The 2,657-nt window shown below is 71.1% G+C and carries 3 protein-coding genes; all 3 read right to left on the reverse strand.

Translation table 11 applies throughout. The annotated features are described in order from the left end of the window. Window positions 1-21: 21 nt before the first annotated feature. From RMO85_RS08420 to RMO85_RS08430, 3 genes are read right to left on the reverse strand one after another with little or no spacing between them, the layout of a single operon-like run. The gene (locus RMO85_RS08420) at window positions 22-438 is read right to left on the reverse strand and encodes a DUF3017 domain-containing protein (protein ID WP_310528277.1); all 417 of its coding nucleotides are present in this window, start codon (window positions 436-438) and stop codon (window positions 22-24) included. Between the two features lie 11 nt (window positions 439-449). Further along, window positions 450-1,298, reverse strand: coding sequence for a bifunctional methylenetetrahydrofolate dehydrogenase/methenyltetrahydrofolate cyclohydrolase (locus tag RMO85_RS08425; protein ID WP_310528278.1), 849 nt, complete (start codon window positions 1,296-1,298; stop codon window positions 450-452). Further along, window positions 1,295-2,596 (reverse strand): MFS transporter, encoded by a 1,302-nt coding sequence (locus tag RMO85_RS08430; RefSeq protein ID WP_310528279.1) that lies wholly within the window; start codon window positions 2,594-2,596, stop codon window positions 1,295-1,297. Before RMO85_RS08430 ends, RMO85_RS08425 begins: the two co-directional genes overlap by 4 nt. Window positions 2,597-2,657: the final 61 nt, after the last annotated feature.

A 2,657-nucleotide genomic window follows, 5' to 3' on the forward strand; every position in this document is an offset into this window, starting at 1 on the left:
CTCGGGCGGGTCGATGTCATGTCAGAGCCCGGGCTGATCAGGGATCGACGACGCGAGGAGGATCAACGCCGCGCCGAGCCCGGCCAGCACGGTGACGTCGAGAGCCTTGTGGCGTACGGCCAGCATGCCGGCGTCGCGCGGGCCGAGCACCACCCGGACCACCGAGGCCAGCAGCAGCGCCCCGCCGAGCATCCGGATCCCGATCCGCCAGTCGCCGAGTCCGGCGACGGCCAGGCCGGCGGCGGTGATCAGCAGCACGAACAGGTAGAACGCGCCCCCGATGGTCGAGGGATAGCGCCGCTCGTCGGGCTCGCCCCGGGGGTGGTCGCCGTCCTCCGGGTGGTCGCCGTCGACGAGGTCCTCGGCGGAGATCGGCGGCACGCTCTCGGGCGGCACGAGGGTGGGATCATCCGGCGGCGGCTCGAGCGGGTCGGTCACGGGGTTCCTCATCAGTCGGGGCGGGACTGTTCGGCGATCTCCACAATATTGCTCAGCAGCATCGCGCGGGTCATCGGACCGACACCCTTGGGGTTGGGCGACACCCAGCCGGCGACGTCCCACACGTCCGGGGCCACGTCACCGGTGACCTTGCCCTCGACCCGGGAGACCCCGACGTCGAGCACGGCCGCGCCGGGCTTGACCATGGCGGCGGTGATGATGCCGGGGACGCCTGCGGCAGCCACGACGATGTCGGCGCGCCGCACGTGGGCCGCGAGGTCGACGGTGCCCGTGTGGCACAGCGTGACCGTGGCGTTCTCCGAGCGACGCGTGAGCAGCAGCCCCAGCGGGCGGCCCACCGTGAGGCCGCGGCCGACCACGACGACCTCGGCGCCGGCGATCTGCACGCCGTGGCGACGCAGCAGCTCGATGGCGCCGACCGGGGTGCACGGCAGCGGCCCGGCCTTGCCGAGCACCAGCTTGCCGAGGTTGGTCGGGTGCAGCCCGTCGACGTCCTTGTCGGGGTGGACGCGCGAGAGGAGGGCGAACTCGTCGAGGCCGGTGGGCTGCTGGACGATGAAGCCGGTGCAGTGCGGGTCGGCATTGAGCTCGTCGATCACGGCCTCGACCTCGGCCTGCGTGGCGGTGGCGGGCAGGTCGCGGCGGATCGAGGCGATGCCCAGCTCGGCGCAGTCCTTGTGCTTGGCACCGACGTACCACTGCGAACCGGGGTCGTCGCCCACGAGCACCGTGCCGAGACCGGGGGTGATGCCGCGAGCCTTGAGGGCCGCCACGCGCACGGCGAGCTCGGCCTTGATGGTGCGCAGCGTCGCGGCGCCGTCGAGAGTCTGAGCGGTCACGTTGTCTCCAGGGTGGCGGTGGGAGTGGTGGCGGTGGGAGTGGTGGCGGTGGCGGTGGCGGGAACGGGCTCGCCGTGACGGGCGAGGTAGCGCTCGGCGGCTCGGGCGGCCGGGTGCGAGACGACCGCGGCCGAGACGCCGATCACGGCGATCACGGCCCAGCCGGGAGCCCCCCAGGTGAGGGCCAGGAACGTGTAGAGCGCGGGGAAGACGATCGGCTCGATCTGGTAGCCGAGCCCCCACACGCCCTGGTAGTCACCCATCCGACGCGGGTCCGAGAGCTCGGAGGTGAAGCCCCAGTCGGAGGCCGACTGCCACAGCTCGGCGCCGGTGATGGTGATGTGGCCGATCCAGATCAGCACGATGGAGACCCAGCCGACGGTCTCGTGGGTCACGCTGAGGACGAGGCAGGACGCGACGAACGCCCAGCCCGACCGGCGCACCGCGCGCAGCGACCCGTTGACCGAGTCGGCGCCTCGAGAGGCGCGGACCTGCAGCAGCACGGCCAGCACCGTGTTGGTGCCGAACAGCCATGCCAGCAGTGTCTGCGGGGCGTCGGTGCGCTCGACGAGCCAGAGCGGCACGACGACGTTGAGCAGCACCTGGTTGGAGGAGAGCACACCGTTGCAGACCGCCAGGACCAAGAAGCCCTTGTTCTTGAAGGCGGCGGGCGTGACGTGCACGTCCGGACCGGTCGCCACGTCCACTGTCCGCCGGATCGCGGGCAGGAACGAGACCATCACGGCGTTGATCGCCAAGAGAGCGGCGGTGATGAGGGGTACGGCGATGATGGCTTCCCGGGTCCCGATGCCGAGCGCCACGCCGGCGGTCCCGGCACCGAGCGTGTAGCCGACGTTGCGCGCGGCCCGCTGGTAGGCCATGGCCCCGACGCGCTTGTCACGGGGGAAGACCTCGATCCGGTAGACATTGCGCGCAGAGCGGCCGGCCGTCTCGAGGCAGGCCAGCACGGCGAGCACGAGCACGAACGACGCGAACCCGGACGCGAGCGGCCATGCGAGGTAGAGCAGCGCCTCGATGAACGCGCTGATCACCCACAGCCGCTTGGCGCCCACCCGATCGCTGAGCCGCCCGAGCGGGATCGACAGGGCCAGGGTGACGAGGGCTGCGGCCGACAGGCCAAGCCCGATCTGCGACCCGGAGAGGCCGACGATCTGGGTGAAGAAGACGGCCGTGCCGGTCAGGAACGAGCCGGTCGCGAACGCCGACAGCACGCTCTGCAACGCCAGGTCGCGCTCGAGCTTGGTGGGCGGGATGATCCGCCTGAGGAACCGGAGCATCAGTGGAAGTTAATCGTCATCGACATAGATACGTGCGAGTACGAAAACGACGAAGATGACG

This window comes from Nocardioides sp. (genome assembly GCF_031422975.1).
GTDB lineage: Bacteria > Actinomycetota > Actinomycetes > Propionibacteriales > Nocardioidaceae > Nocardioides.

Bases quoted from the DNA above. Each gene is read 5' to 3' on its own strand.
- RMO85_RS08430 (WP_310528279.1), bottom strand. From the start codon at position 2,596: ATGCTCCGGTTCCTCAGGCGGATCATCCCGCCCACCAAGCTCGAGCGC.